Source organism: Paenibacillus liaoningensis (assembly GCF_059609455.1).
The window spans coordinates 159,549-177,322 of sequence record NZ_JCAALU010000001.1 but is presented as its reverse complement, the minus strand read 5'-3'; the positions used below and the strand labels follow the sequence as shown (position 1 = coordinate 177,322).

The window sequence follows — 17,774 nt, the reverse complement described above, 5'->3', positions numbered from 1 at the left end:
GTTTTAAACTATTAAATCAGCTTCGAATTAGCGAGCAGCCTCTGCACCATCACTGCAATTTCCGCTCTGGTGATAAAAGCTTTAGGGGCCAGCTGCGCACCCGATCGGCCTGAAATAATTCCGCCCTGCAAGCTGTCTGCAAGGCTGCTTTTCGCCCACACTGCCGCTTCATTCGCATCGGCATAAGGCCGTAATATATCATCTGTATTTCCCGCTGGCAATCCCGCTTTCAGTCCGGTGACGGCCATTGCTTTGGCGATAATGACCGTCGCTTGTTCGCGGGTTATTGGCTCATTGGGCCGGAAGGTTCCGTCCTCAAAGCCATTAATCAGCTTGTAGGCAACAGCCGTTTGAATCGCCTGATTATACCAAGCGCCGGCCTGCACATCAGAGAATCCGGAAGCCCCGGTCTCCAGCTTCAACCCCAGACCCCTTACGATAATAGCCGCAAATTCAGCACGGGTAATGGGCGCATTCGGATTAAAACGATCGCTACCTACACCGCTGATGACCATACGCGAGCCCATATCATTAATTGCCTGCTCAGCCCAATGTCCAGCAGCATCTTGGAACTTAACTGGATTCCAGACTAAAGCGTAAGTGCTGTTAGTAAGGCTGAATATTTTCGCCCAATAACTGCCATTCACCTGTACGATTTTTGTTGGAACATGACGGATGCTGCCATCTGCCTCGACCACAATCGCCGTTGTAATTCGCTGTGGATCAATAGTACTCGGAATCGCTATTTCACGTTCTACATAAGTATTAAATTTTGCAATCTCCTGCCGTGTCGTCCCATTGACAACCTTGACGGTAAAATCAAACGGCTCTCCAAAAAGCTCGAAGCCACCCTTTGCAGCGGCTGACTTCACTTCCTGCAGCCTGCTTGGAGTTAGTGCTGCCACCTCAATTTGAAACTCCAATTGTTCCAGCCCTGTTTGCTTTAGAAGCTCTCGTATATCAGAAGAGCCTGTAATTTGCTCAACAGGAAGCGTATAAGTGGCGCTTCCCGTTTGAATTTTGACAAGAGCTTGTTTTTGCTCCAGTACCTTCACATTATCCCCATTGAGCTTCACAATCAACGCACCCGATTGGATATCTACCGGAAACGTAACGACAACTCCGCTTGTTTCGTCCGCAAGCCTGCTGTTCAACGCTGCTTGATTGACGGTCAATGTCGTTACGCTTTGATTGTTGACCATCGCAGTTGAAGTCGAGCCTATGTTATACACAATTCCGTTTATAAGGACATTTACGCTTTTAGTCGTTGGCGTACTCGGATTGCTAGAGCCTCCACTGCTGCCTCCACCACTAGAAGGAGCAGCCGGTGTTACCGCATTAGACGGAGCAGACGGGGCACTGCTGCCCGCAATATTGAGTGCTTTTACTGTAAACGTATAACTGGTTCCGTTCGTAAGTCCCGTCACCGTTATTGGGCTGCTGATACCAGAAGCTGTAATATTTCCTGGCATCGCTGTCACTTCATACCCTTTCACTGGGCTCCCCCCATTATCGGCAGGGGCAGTAAAACTAACGATTGCCTGTGCGTTGCCGTGGGTAGCTGTGACACCAGTAGGTACGCCAGGAACATGAATATTTAAGCGCGTCACCTTCACCGTATAGGTTTTAGAAAGTTTTCCTGCTTCTTCTACAACAATCAATACAGTCTGCTCTACGCCAGCATTCAGACTAATTGGGGCAGAAGCGATACCGCTTGTTACCGTCGCGCCATCCACTTTAATTGTTCCGGCTCCGCTTGGCGTCACGGTAAGAGTGGAGACGTTATACGGGACTGTCAATCCGATATAATCATACGTACCACTGGCAAACACAAAACCGCTTGGACTGCCGCTTAAGGAAAGATTAATGAGGTCTGCTGCCTCTGCTTGCGTATAACTAACGCTTTCGACGTCACTGTCGAAATAATCGGCCTTCGTCGCAATCGCCTTCACCGTCATCGCTGCACTAATCGTCGGCTTCGCCAACGCATTATACGCAAGCGTTGAACCGCCTACCGCTGTCGCTGGCGTACTCCCGTCCGTCGTGTAATAGATGTGGTCAGCTCCAGCCGATACAATCTCCAGCTCCGTGCCAAAAGCGACTGCTCCCGCTGCTGGATTGAATGTCGGCTTTGCCTGCGCTACTTTCTCGCGCGTCACTTTAATCACATACGTTTTTGCACTTTTTCCCGTTTCCGTTGCCATAACAGTAATCGTGCGTTCCACCCCCGGCGTAAGCGTAATCGCCGCTGAAGCTGCCCCACTTGCTACCGTCGCTCCATCTACGGTCAGTGTGCCCGCTCCGCTTGGCGTCACCGTTACGCTCGCGACGCTATTGTCTACCGTCACGCCGTTATACACATACGTCCCGCCTGCAAAAACAAATCCGCTTGGTGCACCACTCAGCCCAACGTCCGTCAAATTCGCTGTCGCCGCCTGCGTATAGCTCGCGGTCGCAACCGCACTGTCCAGATTGTCTGTCTTCGTCGCAATCGCCTTCACTGTCACTGCTGCACTAATCGTTGGCTTCGCTGATGCATTATATTCCAGCGTTGAGCCGCCTACCGCTGTCGCTGGCGTACTTCCATCTACCGTATAGTAGATGTGATCGGCTCCTGACGATATAATCTCTAGCTCCGTACCGAAGGCCACGGCTCCCGCTGCTGGATTAAACGTCGGCGTTTCCTGCGCTACCTGCTCGCGCGTCACTTTAATGACGTACGTATTTGCACTTTTCCCCGTCTCCGTTGCTACAACGGTAATCGTGCGTTCCACTCCCGGCGTAAGCGTAATCGCCGCCGAAGCTGTTCCGCTTGCTACCGTCGTTCCATCTACGGTTAGCGTGCCTGATCCACTTGGCGTTACCGTTACACTCGGCACACCATTCACTACCGTCACGCCGTTATACGCGTACGTACCACCTGCAAACACAAAACCACTTGGACTGCCGCTGAGCGCGAGGCCTGTTAAATTCGCCGTAGCTGCCTGCGTATAGCTGGCGCTGCCTACAGCACTATTCAGATTATCTGTCTTCGTGGCAATCGCCTTCACCGTCACTGCTGCGCTAATCGTCGGCTTCGCTGCTGCATTATACTCCAGGGTCGAGCCGCCTACCGCTGTCGCTGGCGTGCTTCCGTCCGTCGTGTAGTAAATGTGATCGGCTCCTGACGATATAATCTCTAGCTCCGTGCCGAAAGCCACCGCTCCCGCCACTGGATTAAATGTTGGGGTGTCCTGCGCTACCTGCTCGCGCGTCACTTTAATCACATACGTTTTTGCACTTTTTCCCGTCTCCGTTGCTACAACGGTAATCGTGCGTTCCACTCCCGGCGTAAGCGTAATCGCCGCCGAAGCTGTTCCGCTTGCTACCGTCGTTCCATCTACGGTTAGCGTGCCTGATCCACTTGGCGTTACCGTTACACTCGCAACACCATTCACTACCGTCACGCCGTTATACGCGTACGTTCCGCCAGCAAACACAAACCCACTTGGGCTGCCGCTGAGCGCGAGGCCCGTCAAATTCGCTGTCGCTGCCTGCGTATAACTCACGCTGCCTACAGCACTATTCAAATTGCCCGCCTTCGTGGCAATCGCCTTCACGGTCACTGCTCCGCTAATCGTTGGCTTCGCTGACGCATTATACTCCTGCGTCGAACCGCCTACCGCTGTCGCTGGCGTGCTTCCGTCCGTCGTGTAGTAGATGTGGTCGGCTCCTGCTGACAGAATCTCTAACTCCGTTCCGAAAGCGACCGCTCCCGCTATAGGGTTAAACGTTGGCGTTTCCTGGGTTACCTGCTCACGTGTCACTTTAATGACATACGTTTTTGCACTTTTTCCCGTTTCTGTTGCGACAACGGTAATCGTGCGTTCCACTCCCGGCGTAAGCGTAATTGCCGTCGAAGCTACTCCACTCAGTACCGTCGTTCCGTCTACGGTCAGCGTGCCTGCCCCGCTCGGTGTCACCTGTACGCTCGCAACACCATTCGCGACTGTCACTCCGTTATACGCATACGTGCCGCCGGCAAAAGCAAAGCCGCTCGGACTGCCGCTTAGCGCGAGGCCCGTCAAATTCGCAGTTGCAGCTTGTGTATAGCTTGCACTGCCTACAGCACTATTAAGCTTATTTGTCTTCGTCGCAATTGCCTTCACGGTCACCGCTGCGCTAATTGTCGGCTTCGCTGCCGCATTATATTCCAGCGTTGAGCCGCCTACAGCTGTCGCTGGCGTGCTTCCATCTGTCGTGTAGTAAATATGCTCGGCTCCTGCCGATACAATTTCCAGCTCTGTTCCTAACGCGACTGCTCCCGCCGCCGGATTGAATGTCGGGGTGTCTTGAGGGACAGGGCTAATCATATTGGTCAGAGTAATATCATCAATGTTCAAGTTGGATGGCTCGTCACTAGTTGAGAAGCGCCATTGAAGCGTTACAGAAGCAACATTCGAGTAGTTGTACGAGGCTCCATTACCTAATAAAGTCGAAACCTGAAACTTCTTAATGACTCCGCCCTCATGCAGGTTAACGTTACCTGTGTTCGAGCGCGTAGCAATCACTGTGCCTCCAGCATCCTTTAAAGTAATGCTAAGCAAACTAAGTTGGGGGGGATACGGAAAACCAGAATATGCAGAAATACCTAAATTGTTAAAGGTAAAGCTGCTCAGTACATTTTGCCCTTCCGCCTTAATGACGAGCTCGCCAGTCGTGTTCGGAGTCGTCATATGCGCCGAGTATAAAGAAGTTCCGTCCTGTTCAAAGCCATTTGTTACGACAAACTTATCTCCCTGCTTCCTGAAGCCCGTTCCGCCTGAATCATTTACCCCTAAGGTATCACCAAAATCATAAGTCCCATCCGCTGTCCCCGCAGCTGCATTCAGACTTGCCGGAAGCAGATTAAGCATAACGGCAAGCACGAGCAGCATAACGGCAACTCGCTTGATAGGGCTGCCAAACTCTCCTCGCCTCATCGTGACTTTGCCTTCCTTCTGCCCCGCTAATTGATGCCTCATAACCGCATCTCCCCTTGTTCTAATAGAAATCTTCATACTTTTTACAAACTTCACTAGTCCACTCAAAAAGCGGGTGCTATATCCGGCATCTGCCGAGATCTCCTGCACCCGCCACAAGTAATCACTCTTTTTCTCAAAAGAGAGACTTCCATCACTATCCCATCTCAATCAGCCTGTGCTTCCTCTATCCTCTTGGAGGATATTCTCCATAAAGGCATATTATGAAATTCATTGCCAAATACGGCTGCATATTGTTATGCGGCTGGCTGCCGCCTGCTGGCGTAAGCGCTAGTGGATTCATTTGCGTATTATTTGCTGCTTTATATAGCGGCCGCTGAACGGCTGGCCGTCCTGATGCTTTCGTCTCCGCCCAATAATGATTGGCTGGATCATCGGAGTTTTGCTCCGCCGTAATTCCGTTAGCAGCATGTGTATGGGCAGGAATTTCAGTAGAGAGAAGCGTTACTTGAGCGTCTCCACCCTGCTCGCCTACCGTTGTTGGCGTAAGCCCGGGACCTGCTCCTTGTCCCAATGGAGCCATCCCCATTAAATTAGGCAAAGCAAAGGTTGTCGATCCATTTCCGCCATATTGCGCGCCAATAATAGAGTACAAAACAGAATTGGATTGAATCTGCAGTATAGCTCCATTGCACAACGCCCAATTATTTGGTGGATAATTCCCCGCAAAAATGCGTATTTCCCCTGTAAATGCATCCATATGATAAGGCTGCCTCCTTTAACTTCTTGGTGGGTATATTCCTGTAATAGCGATACAAAAATTCAGCGCCAAAAATGGCTGCATATTGTTATGCGGCTGACTGCCACCTGCAGTGGCGATAGCGCCTGCATTCATAGTGACGTTCGCAGAAGGAGGCGCATAAGGCGTATAAGGTGTGTCTGCCCAAGCATTCCCCGCTGGAGATATTTGATCAGCCGTTTCCGAGGAGGCAGCGAGCTGGTGCGTATGCATCGGCATCTCGTTTACCGTTAAAGTATGATTGGCTTCCCCTGCCATACTACCAAGTGGAATATTCTGTCCGACATGAACGGGAACCCGTCCTTGTAAATTCGGAAGCGCAAAATTATCCCTTCCATTCCCGCCATAATACGTGCCAAGAACGGCGAACAACGCTGTGTTTGTTGATATCTGCAATAATTGCCCATTGCATGGAGCCCAGCCCTTCGGTGTAAAACCAAATGGGAACACTCTAATTTCGCCAACAAATGGATTCATTTTCAACCTCCTATATAAAAAGAATGAGATCTATAAAACAATTAAGACTGGGGTGGAAAGATCCCGAAAAGTGCAATAATAAAAGAAACGGTCAAGGAAGGCATCATATTGTTATGGGGCTGACTGCCACCGAAGGAAGAAAGATTGTTGTTATTCATAGGAGCCTGTGGAAGTGGATTGTTGCTGCTATCAAGACCTGTGGAATATACGGCTGCTTTCGCCCAGGTATTATTTTGAGGAGAAGAGGCACTGCCCATAGTTTGGACTACTTGGGGTAAGTGAGTGTGGGTAGGTAACTGAGTAGTTAAGAGTGTGACGTTTTCTGTTCCTGCCTTCATGCCTAAGGGATAATTGGTCGCTTTATGAATGGGAACCCTACCTCTCAAGTCCGGTAGTCCAAAGGTCGACATGCCATCACCACCGTAGGTAGTCCCTAATAGCATATATAACGTTTCATTCTCTGATATAGATAAAATTTGGCCTTCACATTTCGCCCAGCCCTGTGGAGCATAATTACCAGCGAACATGCGAATTTCACCAATAAAAGCCTCGCTCATTTTATAATCCCCTCCGATTGAACATTTAAAGCTGCTGAAAAACAATAGGTGAGCCGAGGCCTGTCCTGTCTTAGGAGTCTATGGCTTCCATTCCATCAATATATGCATGCCTTGCTCCTCTACCTTGTGGAACCCTAGCCTTTCATACAAACGGAGCGCCTCATTGCCCCGCATCACATGCAGTTGAATAGGCTGCTTTTTCTCAGCCGCTTCTTCCTGAAGCTCCTGAAGCAAGTACGTGCCATAACCAGAATTGCGGAAAGCTGGCAGCAGTGCCACATTAACGAGTATCATTCTATCTGCCTTGCGAACAAGCATGCAAACCCCGATTTGGAAATCATCCTTCATTAAAATATAGTTCTCCGCATCCGGATACTGCGATTCATAAGAGCGCTTCTGTAAATCATATTGCATGCGCAGAAAGGCCTGCTGAAACGATTCCTCCCAGCCCCATGCTTCTACTTCTTCCTCGCGGGTACTCGCATAAACACGATATAGAAATGAATGATGCTTCTCCCCTGCCTGTGCCATATGGAGTCTGCCCGTAAGCACTTGCTATCCCCTCCTAAAATCAACCAGAAAGATGATTACCATATTTATCTATTCCACATCTAAATTTACAATCCTCCTTAATATTCGACATTTTATTTTAATTTTAACTTAAGTTGATATTGAATTTAGCTTTCATAAATTGCGAATAGCTTTCAAGGTGCTCTGCACGGCTTTATGGTCTATTTTTTCGCCTTGCTCCAATCAGCGGATAAACACCTGAAGAGCAATGCAGACGTTTGATGAAAAGTCATACTATTGCTGTTAATTCATTTTTCCCATATACAGAAACTTTTTAGATTCCAAACAAGTCTGTATGAAGGGATTTTGTAATCCATTAAAATTTGAATGTAACATGGCGGCCTTGGTGATCGAACGTGGATTGAAGGCCGCAAAGATAAGTGGGCTTATGGTGTATAAAATAGGAGGAATTAAAATGAAAAAATTCATGAAACTATGTTTAGTAATTGGTTTTGTATTTATCATTTCGTCTATGTCGGTATTCGCTGCTGCTGAAAAAGAACTATTGAATTTTCAAGAAATGATATCGAAAAGCTATTGGAAATATGACTTTAAGAACGCAGATGAAGTTAAAACTACCAAACTGGGTGAAGGTTTTCAAGTTTGGGGAATTGAACAAGAAAAACTAGCAGAAAGCAGTTCAACAAAAATTTCAGATGTTATTAAACCACTCGATCAATGGAGCTTTATTGTTACGTTAGACGGAATTCCTAAGACGATGATAACGATTGGTTTAGAAAATAACTCATTTACTTTTATCGGCGGAGGCGGGGACACTTCTGTCTTTGATCTATCACTATCCGAAACATCTGAAAAGACCAAATTAGTAAGAATTAATGATATTGATATGCTGGTAAGTGAAGTTCCTACAATGGACAAGGCGAAATTTTGTACGGAGCTTCTCCAATTGTCGAAAAGACGGTTACACCAGATACACAACTTCCTGTGATTTACGGAACTTGAGATAGGCGGTGGTGGGCAGCTTTTTCATGTATTTGTCCTGCTAGCGGTTGTGAAAATTTTTGCGCAAATTGGCGCAATCCAATTACCAAATGAATATAATCGCTTATGATTTTCATGCTAATTTCCTTAGCAATGGATTTATGGACAGGTCTACCTCTCCAAACTATTGTAAAGTTTTTTATGCGTGAAAGCAGATTGTCCAGGAAATTTTGAATATTCAAATAAATATAATGCAACGCTAGTGATATCAGTTGAATTAGAAAACAGTTTTTCATAAAAGCTCTACATCTTACATTATCAGGTCTTTTGATCCATGGTAAATTAGGATGATATTGTATAAAATTTTTAAGTGAAGGCACATTTCTGGATGCGCTTCCGGTCCAAACTAGTTTTCAAGTAGGAATAACATTTATTATGATTAAAAAGAAAAAGATTCTGATTACAATTGGTATAGTTGCTTCTTCTTTATTAATAGCCCAGACTGTATTAGCGGCCTCATTGGATCGCGCTACATGGCCAACATTGCAAACTGGTTCAAGTGGTGGGTATGTAGGCGCTCTACAATCGGATCTGTGGTCATCCGGATATTCAGGAACAGTAGGTGCAGTGGACAAGTCTTTCGGCGCAAATACTAAAACCGCAGTTCAAAGTTTTCAAACGGCAAACAGCGTTTCAAGTGATGGAGTCGTTGGTAGTGGAACTTGGTCTAAATTCACTAGTTATACAACTAACGTAGATCAATGGGGAAGATTATATCGAAATCCCGGAAGCACCACATACGAAACATTTTATCGTTTATCAACAAATGGCGCTGGAAGTTCTGATGTAGAGTATTATTTAAGGTACAGATCTAACGGTAATATTGTATCATCTGGGGTTATTAATTAAAATTTATTTATAGGAGGACACACGATATGAACAAGAAAACAGTAATTATTTTAACCTCAGTGCTTACTTTAACATTGGGCGGTTCTGCTTATGCTGCTATTGATACTACTAAGATTTTCAAACAGGTAGACAGTGGAAATATTGTTGTAAATGCTTCGAATTCAAATAACGCAACTGATATTCAAAAATTTTCTTTGGTTGCACAAGATGAAATATTAGCACCCGCACTTGACGATCAGTCTGATAATTCACGAATAGATATTTCCAATATAACAGAGCAAATTGACATTCCACTTGACTTGGCTGGAAGCAATGCTTCCCGCAGTTTGGCTAGTACTAGTCAAACCACGGATAACTCGATTTCTCAATTAGTTGATATCCGGGCAGAGCGGACAGAGCATGGTGATACGGTTCTTGCCATTTATCAACTTCAGGACGGGAAGCATGAGGTTTTAATCTCTCAGTCTACTAATGCCTTTGGTGACGAGCAGGCCGCAATTGAAGATACTAAGTCCTGGTATAATGCTAATGATGTTAAAGTTATAGAGTTGAATGGACATCATGCAGTAATCGAAGATGCTTCTAACCGTAAACAAGTTCATCTTATAACAGACGAAAATTTCTATACGGTTGCCTCTCCGGGAACTCTAAATTTAGACTATTTGATTGAACTTGCACAAAAAATAAATGTTGAATAAGTAAATTAGGTATTTGTGTATCATTCATAAAGTTAAAATTATATCTTGTATTTTATGGGCGACAGTCTTTCTCCGGATGTTATGGAGAAAGGTTGTCGCATTTCACATAAAAATTGCTAAAAATAATTAATATTGCGTTGGACGAGCTTATACCTGAAACCGTGAAGTTGATTTTAAAAAAATGAGATTACAGGATATCTAACGAGAAAACACAAGAAAATTATTTAAAAGTTAGGAACGCACACTTTTTCTCTCATGCACTTTTTTTCTCAAATCCGCAATATTTCGTTTTTCGACGTCACGGATCTGGTTCAATAAAATAGGTGATTATTTTCAGCTTAGCGTATCCTTCACTCCTCTAAAGCTTCTGCCCTTGAAATTCAATCACCAGCAAAAAAAGAACCCCTTGAAATCAAGGGATTCTCTATAACTTGCTATCCGCCAGATTGCTATCCATTCGGCATCTGTCTTCCCATTATCCTTCTAGCTTACACATCATACTCCAGCTGCTTCCGCGCCTGCACGATGAAATCAAGCGGCGTCGGGATTGCTTCCGGCTCATATTGCAGCGCTCCGATTTTTAGGCTCAGCTCCACCTTGTATTTATGCGAAAACTCGGCAGAATTAAACTCCTGGATTTTATGCCGCAAGCGCTCGATGACGATATTCGCCCCTTGGCGGTCTGTGAACAGCAGCAGTCCCCAAGTCGGATTATCCTTGCTCAGCATATAAATCGAATCATTCGTCCGAATGCTTGTCTGGCTCATCTGCGAAAGCTCGAAGATCGCTTCCGTCATCCGCTCCTCGCTGACCATCCGCCGCAGCTCATCCCAATATTTCACGTTCACAACAAGCAGTGTGAGCGGAATTTGATACCGGGTGGACAGCGCCATGAAGACGGCGGCGTCATTTTGGAACGAGCGGCTGTTGCGCAGATTCGTATTTTCATCCATCGTCGCCAGCCGGCTGTTCGTTTTCTTGAGCTGTTCATTTTCCGTTTGGAGCTGTCTGCCTGCAAGCGTGAACATCCACGTCACCAAGGTGAACACCGGCGTCATGACGAGCCAGAAATAATTGCCGCCGCTGACCGCCTCTCCCCCCACAAGCGTTCCATATAGCGTATAGGTACCAAAGCCAAAAATAAACACAATGTTGAGAATCAGCCCTGTCGTCACATTCGTGAAATACGTAATGATCGCAATCAGGAAAGCGACATTCAGAAAAATAACATTTTGCAAATAACGGTCAGGATCTCCCGCTGTAAATACGATGCAAATGAAGCTGACGACGATGAGCAGCAGGAAGCCGCTGTCGGAAATAAGACTGCTCTGATTACGCCTCATCGCGATCACCCCGTCTTCTGCGATATTTGCGAGCCAGGAAAATCAGCGATACGAGCACCAGTACCATAACAAGTGCCGCCGCGATCACGAAGCTGAGCACATCGGTGCGTTCCATCACATTGCTAATGACGGAGGATTGCTCGGGCTCGGCTTCTTTTTTGAAACGAAATGCGTTAATGTTGCCGTCCTTGTCCGTCGATACGCCATCGCCGAACACCTTCCATACCGTTCCTTGGCTGGCGACCAGCTTGGAAGCTAAATAATAATATTCCGAGTCCGCTCCCGTAACGGCGAGCAAACCATGTCCCGCCTCATACGGGGAATCAATCAGCTGCAAAGTCCCGATACGCTTGCCATAATCGGAGTCGATGCTCATTTTCTCATTGGATTGCAAGCCTGCGCCATTCGCATCATATTTGAAGTACAGCGCGTCATTATGATCACGAATCACCTTGTTGCTTTGGAAGGTTCCGATCGCGATGACGTTGCGGGCTTTCAAAACATCAGCAGCAACATCATCGCTATAAAAGAGAACGTCTCCTGTGTTGCCCTCTGCATATTGGCCGAGCAGGTTAAACAGGTTCGCTACCGTACGATACGTATAGGAATCGCGCTCCTGCGGCAGCACGACCGCTACCTGGTTAAATGCTCCATCCCTTAAAAATGGATACGGATAGTTGTTGAACAACAGCTCCGTCCGATCCTTCGTATTCAATTGCAGCATGGAATCCTTCGTCACGAAAGCCCACGGCATTTGGTTCTGATTTTGCACGCAAACGGCATTTTTCAGCTCTAGATCAAAGGCGACAACGACGGAAAAGTTGCCGGAAATGTCCAGATTTTTCGGAATTGGCAATGTAATCGAATCGCCATTTGCCAGCTCCTCCGTCAGCTTCTTGCTGCCGATTGGCGTATTGTTGATGAGCACTGTCACCATCGAACGGTCAAAATCCAAGTTTTTCGCATAGCGGAAATCGAGACTGATTTTGCTTGCGTCAGCGATGGAACGATTGGCTGGCAGCGACACAAAATAAGCTTTCTCCTGATGGCGAGGGCCCTTCAGCTCGTCGCCTGATTCGGTCAAAACGACATTGCGGCTAATGTTGACCACAGGCGTCGATACATCGGTGCTCTCATCGACGATTTTGCGGTCGGAGCTGAGCTGGTTCATCAGTGCCTGATTCGCCACAAGGCGGCTTGCCTTCACAAGCAGCGCCTCATCCTTCGCGGTTACAACGAGCGCCCATTGCTCGCCTTGGCGCACAAGCTGAATCAGCGCTTTACCGTTCAAATCCGCTGTGCCGACAGCCGTTTTCAGCCCGCTTGGAAGCTGGTCATACAAGGCGACAGCCGTAATGAGTTTTTTGCCTGCATAATACTCATCATCGAAGGCAAGCAGCGGAATCGTCTTGTCCTGAAGCGTATTCGCCTTGGCAAAGCCAGACAGTGCGTAGACGGCCGCTTCCATTTCTTTCGCAGAAGCCTGCGCCGGCACTGCAATCGTATTCAAGCTTTTGCTGACCGTGTCGAGGCTTGTAAAGCGCTCATTAAAATCACGGATGGAGCCGTCCAGCGGCTTGCTTACATAACGAACATCCACGCTGGAGCTGCTGTATAGCTGGAGCCAATTGTCCCGCTCCTCATCAGGCGAACATATTTGATCATTGATAATCGTCTGAATGCTTCCTTCTGTCGACAGCGTGTTTGTGCCTTCCGCCAGCAGCTCGCGAGGAATCGTCACGCTCAGGCGCTGCTTTTTCTCTACCGTGCGATCCGGGCGGAACGAATAGAAGGCTACGCCATTGATCGCCAAAGTGACGCTGGAACGGTCCTTATCGGCGAGCTGTGACACCTTATAGTCCATATTGACGACGACGCTGCTCACATTCCAATAAGACGGTATTTGAAAAAAGTCCTGGCGCGTCGCCAACACACCCGACATGGATGTATCTGCTGTAATGAATGGAATATCATAACTCTCTGTTCCCGGTGCCTCTGCTGCGCTTGCTGTTGCTGCTCCAAGCTGGCCCAGCTGTCCAAGCAGCAGCGCCATGCATATGAAGGTAATGACGAATATGCGTCTTTTCATGATGCTCTCCTCCAGCTTTAATAACGTTCGGTTTTGTACCATTTTGCTTCGCGCTTAAATACTAAATCCTTGAGGTACGTGTATAAGCCGTAAGCGGCAACAACCATCCACATTTGGCAATAGGATACGTACATCAGCATAATAATCCACACATTGGACAGCCTCAGCTCGCCTTTTTCCGTCGTTAGCGTAATATAAGTGCCTACAATAAACAGCGTGACCGCCAGCACCCAGAGAAAGGAGCTGAATCCGGCGATCGTCGTATGTACGTAACCTAAGGCGTGAAGTATGAGCAGCAGGTCCGACATAACGAGCGACGTGAGAAGCAGAAAATAAATCGATAAAAAGTATAAAATATCAAAGCGGATGTTCGTCGCCGAGCGGTCAAACAGCAAGGGGATATTTTTCACAATGACATAAATGTTTCCCTTCGCCCAGCGCGTTCGCTGCTTGAACCATACTTTGACCGTTTGCGGCTCCTGCTCCCAGGTGACGGCCTTCGGCTGAAATTTGATTCGGTACCCCATCATGTAAATACGGAAGCTGATTTCGGTATCCTCGGCAATCGCCTTCACATCCCAGCCGCCAATCCGCTCGACGATATGGCGCCACATAATGAAGTTCGTTCCCGGTATCGTGCAAAGCTTGAACAGCTTCCATCTGCCTGCCTGCGCCATCCATTGGAAGGACAGCGTCTCTATGTTAATGAAACGGGTGAGCAGATTCGTATCGCGGTTGCGTGTTCGAAACTTTCCGATGACCGCGCCCAGCGTATCATCATTCGTAATTTCACCGACCAGATAGCGAAGCGCTGTGCGCTCCGGCGTATTGTCAGCGTCATAAATGGCGATAAGCTCGCCGCGGCTCTGCTGAAAGCCAATGTTGAGCGCATTCGACTTGCCCTTGCCGCCTGTCACCTTGTCGGTGTTGATAACGATTAAATTGCGTCCCACGTATCTGTCCTGTACCTCGGCAAGCAGCGCCGCGCTATTATCCGAGGAATTATCGTTAATGACGATAATTTCGTAGCGGTCATGCGGATAATCAAGCGCAAGCAGCGACTCTACTGTCTTCGTAATGACCTTGCCCTCATTGTGGGCTGGAACCATAATCGTGACGAAGGGGGTCTCCCCCTTGATTTCCGGCACAGGCTTCCCCTCGCTCTGAATATAAAATAAATATCCGGCGATTATCAGCACCACATTGACGAGCAGAAGCGACCAAATACAGATAACGGCAATCAACATGAGGATGTCTGCGATTGTCATAGCTGTCTCCTTATTTGAAGTATTTGCGTCTGTAGAGTCGGTATCCGATCATAAAGAGGAAGCCGAATATGAAGAGCGACACAATAATAATGACGATAAAAATTTTATTTTGCACATTAAACAAGGTGGTAAAGCTTACCGTGCCCTTATCTGCATATTCAAAATCAGAGCTGACCTGCCGCAGCGCATCATTCAAGGTAACCGCTTGACCATTAATGGTCATATGGCCGCCTTGCGACAGGATGACATGCGCCTCGGTTCGCACCTCGTGGCCTTGTTGCTTATAATCTGCGAAGGTCATCCAGCTCTCTGTAATGCTGGCGAGATCGGCGCTGAGCTGCGCTTCATTTTCAGCAAAATCATACGTCAGCGCCGTATTCATCGGAAGCGGCTCCCAAGCCTTGCCCTCACGGTCAAAGCTGGCAAGATAGCTCGGGCTTATGCTGTAAAGCGATGAGGCGAAGGGCTGGGAAACGTTCGTCTGCGAACGGTACATCAGCTTCTGATTAGGCAGCAGCACCGCCGAATTAAAGAAGCCCATGCCATCCACAGCGTATTCCTTATCGTAGGACCAATACATTTCTGCTCCCATGCCAAGCGGGGCAATGCCGTAAGCCGCTAATACGTCAATGAACGAGGTCATCTTCGTTTTCAGCGTCTGGTCATTTTGACCAATGGTTGAAGCTACGACTGGCGCATTGACCAGCACAGTGCCGTTTCGCGACTGGACATACTTCAACGTTTCCAGATAGCGCTGCATCGCCGGAAACTCCGAATTGCTGAACACCGGCTGGACGCTTATCGCAAAAGGAATGCCCGCATCATATAAAGTATCGGCCATTTGGGCCAATAGCGTTAAATCCGAAAACGGGTAAATTTCCTTAAAAAGCAAGTAGGTTAGTCCCGGCTCGGCAAGTCCCAGCCAATCCTTCAGCACATACGACATCGCCAGCTCGCTCAAATTCCCCTTCTGAAAATAAGGCACATACGCCGTATGCTCATTCCTCACCGCGTAGGGGGAGCTTCCGTTCGCACCGCTATTTTGCTTGGGGGTAAAGCTGCCGTAGGCCTCGGCCTGAAGATTCACCGAAGGATTGGCTGCCGTCTGCTCCATCACGATGTACGGGGTGTTTTGCACACGCACTGCCTCATCTGAAAATGGGCCAATCGCAAGCCGCATCGTTTCCTCGCTCGGTGTTTGTTCGATGGCAATATGCAGCGATTGCTGCTGCCGAGCAGGCAATTCCTCGCCGATGTGAAAATAATCGCCCCGATAGGCTGCCCTATCCTGAACAAAAGCGGCATTCGTCAGCTCCATATCAGCTGCATTTCGCACCAGAATCACCTTGCTATACTGCTCCAGCATGCCGTCTGAGTAACCATCTACGGAGAGGAGTGTGACCTGTGCTCCGAAAGCGGCAAGCTGCTGCTGCAGCGCCTCGACATTGCCAGCCTTTGGCGAGTCCTTGGCCAAGCTGTCATAGAGCAGCAGCACGCGGATCGGCTCCGCCTCTCTTTCTGCGGCAGCAGCGAGAGAAGAAATGGAAGAGCTACAAAGCAAACAGAGCAACAGCAGCAGGTGCAATAGCGTTTTCGGTAATGGTTGTCTACATTTGCTTTTTTTCACCTTCTCACCTTCCCACCCTCTCTAGATGTATTTCGTTTGGCGAATCCTTCTCCTGCTCGCTATGCCATAATCTGCGGCGCACAGCATCTGCAATGACCAAAAACGTAATGAGATCAAAAGCCGCGGTAAACAGAAATTCATGCTTCGCCAAATCGGCGTCCCCCGCCCCGATAATCGAGACGAAGATGCCGGACAAGCCGGCCAGCATCATCATGACGATGAGTGGCAGGCGCGAAGCCCGCCTTAAATTTCGCGCCCTGATCGCCGCTACGAAAGCCGGCATATATACGCCAACGACGACAATCATCCAAATGACGATGAAACCGAAGGTTTTGGGTGCAAGCGCCTCTTTGAGCAAGCTGTAGCCGGAGAAAAAGACCGTCTGCTGGCCAAACGGCTTGCCTGCTGACTTCTCATAGTTGCCCATCGCCGCGGGGCGGATGGTGAATGCATTTTTCGCTGCCAAATTCAGCATGCTGCCAGCCTGATCCGGATGGCTGATATAATAGCCGACAATCGCACCAAAGCCGTACTGGCTATAGAAGTTTTCCTCTAAAATCGGCGAATCCACATCCACCGTCGTAAACGGCTCATAATAAATGCTGTCCTTCAATATCGCATATTGCTTGTCCATGCCGAGCGCCTCCAAGGCGCCTTCCGGATCGTCTGAGCCCATCAGCACCCCGCGCGTCATCGCATGGTATTTGTTAATATTGACGAACTCCTTCGGAATGAGCACATACGTTGCAATGCCTGCCAGCATCAGAACGGTGAGCGATGTCAGCATTAGCACGCGGAACGTCCGCTTCACATGGATGAACAGGTAGAACAGCCCGATGACGGCAATAATGACGCCAACCGGTGCATTTTGCTGCTTGCTCGTCGTCAGCAGAAACCCGCTTACTGTAAACACAGCGAGCATCGCGTAATCATTGTAACGGCGGCGGTAAAGCAGCAGCCCTGAGGCAAAGACGAGCATCATCATAATAAGCACGATGCCTTCGCTGAAAAAAGAATTGAAAAACGCCGTATATCCCGTATCGCCAAACATAAAAATCGCCAGCAGCGCAATGATATAGCCGTATTTCCGGTCAATTTTCCAAGTCAGGCTCTCAACGAGCAAATAAATCGCAATGACGTAAAGAATCGTCAATATGGCCGCCTGAAAACGCACATCGAACACCTGGCTGCTGGCCAGCAGCGTATTCAGCGCAACTGACAATTGAATGAACCAGGATTGCGAGGACGTAAAGGTTGTCCCATTTTCATTGTAATATTGCAAAATGCCAAATTTCTTTACAAAGTAGCCGAGATATTGGCTGTCATAATCCGGGGCGTTAAAATATAAGCCGTTGCTGTACAAAATACGAAAAAAGTCCCCATTGTCCGCCATCCCAATATACGGGGGCGTGAACAAGGCGATGATTGTAATAATTAACACTGCCAAAGCAGCGAAGCTGGCAGGCGATAGGTATCTATTCAATAAGGCGTAGGCTTGCCGCGCATAGTGCTTGGCCCTGTCTGCTATCATGGT

The 17,774-nt window shown here is 48.0% G+C and carries 13 protein-coding genes; 3 read left to right on the top strand and 10 right to left on the bottom strand.

The features are described 5' to 3' along the window. Window positions 1-11: 11 nt before the first annotated feature. From AC6B99_RS00715 to AC6B99_RS00695, 5 genes are all read right to left on the bottom strand, one after another. Window positions 12-5,003 (bottom strand): FN3 associated domain-containing protein, encoded by a 4,992-nt coding sequence (locus AC6B99_RS00715; RefSeq protein WP_496662521.1) that lies wholly within the window; start codon window positions 5,001-5,003, stop codon window positions 12-14. Window positions 5,004-5,187: 184 nt separating this feature from the next. Next, on the bottom strand, window positions 5,188-5,721 hold the full coding sequence (locus tag AC6B99_RS00710) for a phage tail protein (RefSeq protein ID WP_496662520.1): 534 nt from the start codon (window positions 5,719-5,721) through the stop codon (window positions 5,188-5,190). 18 nt (window positions 5,722-5,739) lie between these two features. Next, window positions 5,740-6,237: a phage tail protein gene (locus tag AC6B99_RS00705; protein ID WP_056031064.1), complete on the bottom strand. Its 498-nt coding sequence runs from the start codon at window positions 6,235-6,237 to the stop codon at window positions 5,740-5,742. Between the two features lie 41 nt (window positions 6,238-6,278). After that, on the bottom strand, window positions 6,279-6,794 hold the full coding sequence (locus tag AC6B99_RS00700; RefSeq protein ID WP_496662519.1) for a phage tail protein: 516 nt from the start codon (window positions 6,792-6,794) through the stop codon (window positions 6,279-6,281). A 78-nt stretch (window positions 6,795-6,872) separates the two neighbouring features. Continuing rightward, a complete protein-coding gene (locus AC6B99_RS00695) occupies window positions 6,873-7,346 on the bottom strand; it encodes a GNAT family N-acetyltransferase (RefSeq protein WP_496662518.1) in 474 nt (157 codons plus the stop codon). A gap of 433 nt (window positions 7,347-7,779) precedes the next feature. On the opposite strand from AC6B99_RS00695, the gene AC6B99_RS00690 reads away from it, so the two are divergent. The 3 genes from AC6B99_RS00690 to AC6B99_RS00680 all read left to right on the top strand — a co-directional run bounded on the left by AC6B99_RS00690 (window position 7,780) and on the right by AC6B99_RS00680 (window position 9,913). Next, window positions 7,780-8,313 (top strand): hypothetical protein, encoded by a 534-nt coding sequence (locus tag AC6B99_RS00690; RefSeq protein ID WP_496662517.1) that lies wholly within the window; start codon window positions 7,780-7,782, stop codon window positions 8,311-8,313. 428 nt (window positions 8,314-8,741) lie between these two features. Next, entirely contained in the window at window positions 8,742-9,215 is a 474-nt protein-coding gene (locus tag AC6B99_RS00685; RefSeq protein WP_496662516.1) for a peptidoglycan-binding domain-containing protein, read from the top strand. Between the two features lie 26 nt (window positions 9,216-9,241). Further along, the gene (locus AC6B99_RS00680; RefSeq protein WP_496662515.1) at window positions 9,242-9,913 is read left to right on the top strand and encodes a hypothetical protein; all 672 of its coding nucleotides are present in this window, start codon (window positions 9,242-9,244) and stop codon (window positions 9,911-9,913) included. A 488-nt stretch (window positions 9,914-10,401) separates the two neighbouring features. Here AC6B99_RS00680 and AC6B99_RS00675 read toward each other — a convergent pair whose 3' ends face one another. From AC6B99_RS00675 to wsfD, 5 genes are read right to left on the bottom strand one after another with little or no spacing between them, the layout of a single operon-like run. Next, on the bottom strand, window positions 10,402-11,256 hold the full coding sequence (locus AC6B99_RS00675) for a diguanylate cyclase domain-containing protein (RefSeq protein ID WP_056031074.1): 855 nt from the start codon (window positions 11,254-11,256) through the stop codon (window positions 10,402-10,404). Then, entirely contained in the window at window positions 11,246-13,345 is a 2,100-nt protein-coding gene (locus AC6B99_RS00670) for a cellulose biosynthesis cyclic di-GMP-binding regulatory protein BcsB (RefSeq protein WP_496662514.1), read from the bottom strand. The genes AC6B99_RS00675 and AC6B99_RS00670 overlap by 11 nt, the downstream gene beginning before the upstream one ends. A gap of 17 nt (window positions 13,346-13,362) precedes the next feature. After that, complete coding sequence (locus AC6B99_RS00665; protein WP_494878829.1) at window positions 13,363-14,613, bottom strand: glycosyltransferase; 1,251 nt, start codon at window positions 14,611-14,613, stop codon at window positions 13,363-13,365. 10 nt (window positions 14,614-14,623) lie between these two features. Further along, window positions 14,624-16,240, bottom strand: a complete 1,617-nt coding sequence (locus AC6B99_RS00660) for a hypothetical protein (RefSeq protein ID WP_496662513.1) — start codon at window positions 16,238-16,240, stop codon at window positions 14,624-14,626. A 4-nt stretch (window positions 16,241-16,244) separates the two neighbouring features. Then, complete coding sequence (gene wsfD / locus AC6B99_RS00655; protein WP_496662512.1) at window positions 16,245-17,771, bottom strand: glycan biosynthesis hexose transferase WsfD; 1,527 nt, start codon at window positions 17,769-17,771, stop codon at window positions 16,245-16,247. Window positions 17,772-17,774 lie beyond the last annotated feature (3 nt).

What these genes read in the sequence shown, in the direction of transcription:
- AC6B99_RS00700 (WP_496662519.1), bottom strand. Translation starts at nt 6,794, where the DNA reads ATGAGCGAGGCTTTTATTGGTGAAATTCGCATGTTCGCTGGTAATTAT.
- AC6B99_RS00715 (WP_496662521.1), bottom strand. Translation starts at nt 5,003, where the DNA reads ATGAGGCATCAATTAGCGGGGCAGAAGGAAGGCAAAGTCACGATGAGG.
- wsfD (WP_496662512.1), bottom strand. Translation starts at nt 17,771, where the DNA reads ATGATAGCAGACAGGGCCAAGCACTATGCGCGGCAAGCCTACGCCTTA.
- AC6B99_RS00705 (WP_056031064.1), bottom strand. Translation starts at nt 6,237, where the DNA reads ATGAATCCATTTGTTGGCGAAATTAGAGTGTTCCCATTTGGTTTTACA.
- AC6B99_RS00665 (WP_494878829.1), bottom strand. Translation starts at nt 14,613, where the DNA reads ATGACAATCGCAGACATCCTCATGTTGATTGCCGTTATCTGTATTTGG.
- AC6B99_RS00690 (WP_496662517.1), top strand. Translation starts at nt 7,780, where the DNA reads ATGAAAAAATTCATGAAACTATGTTTAGTAATTGGTTTTGTATTTATC.
- AC6B99_RS00675 (WP_056031074.1), bottom strand. Translation starts at nt 11,256, where the DNA reads ATGAGGCGTAATCAGAGCAGTCTTATTTCCGACAGCGGCTTCCTGCTG.
- AC6B99_RS00680 (WP_496662515.1), top strand. Translation starts at nt 9,242, where the DNA reads ATGAACAAGAAAACAGTAATTATTTTAACCTCAGTGCTTACTTTAACA.
- AC6B99_RS00670 (WP_496662514.1), bottom strand. Translation starts at nt 13,345, where the DNA reads ATGAAAAGACGCATATTCGTCATTACCTTCATATGCATGGCGCTGCTG.
- AC6B99_RS00685 (WP_496662516.1), top strand. Translation starts at nt 8,742, where the DNA reads ATGATTAAAAAGAAAAAGATTCTGATTACAATTGGTATAGTTGCTTCT.
- AC6B99_RS00710 (WP_496662520.1), bottom strand. Translation starts at nt 5,721, where the DNA reads ATGGATGCATTTACAGGGGAAATACGCATTTTTGCGGGGAATTATCCA.